This window comes from Pantoea sp. GbtcB22 (genome assembly GCF_019091025.1).
Taxonomy (GTDB): Bacteria; Pseudomonadota; Gammaproteobacteria; order Enterobacterales; family Enterobacteriaceae; genus Pantoea; species Pantoea leporis.
The window spans coordinates 1-230 of sequence record NZ_JAGXKB010001021.1 but is presented as its reverse complement, the minus strand read 5'-3'; the positions used below and the strand labels follow the sequence as shown (position 1 = coordinate 230).

The 230-nt window shown below is 53.5% G+C and carries 1 pseudogene; it reads left to right on the top strand.

Features of this window, described 5'->3' with window-relative positions:
• Positions 1–230 (top strand): annotated as a pseudogene (locus KVT28_RS27375) (branched-chain amino acid ABC transporter permease LivH); the annotation flags it as partial.

Below are 230 nucleotides of genomic sequence, written 5' to 3'. Positions count from 1 at the left end.
GACATGGCGCTGCTGACCTGGATTATCCAGTACACCAAACTCGGGCGTATTTGCCGTGCAGTGCACCAGGATCGGCGCATGGCTTCCATTCTCGGCATCAATACCGATCGCGTTATCTCGCTGGTGGTTGTGATTGGTGCGGCGATGGCGGGATTAGCTGGCGTGCTGGTGACCATGGATTACGGCTCCTTTGATTTTTACGCCGGATTTATCATTGGCATTAACACGTT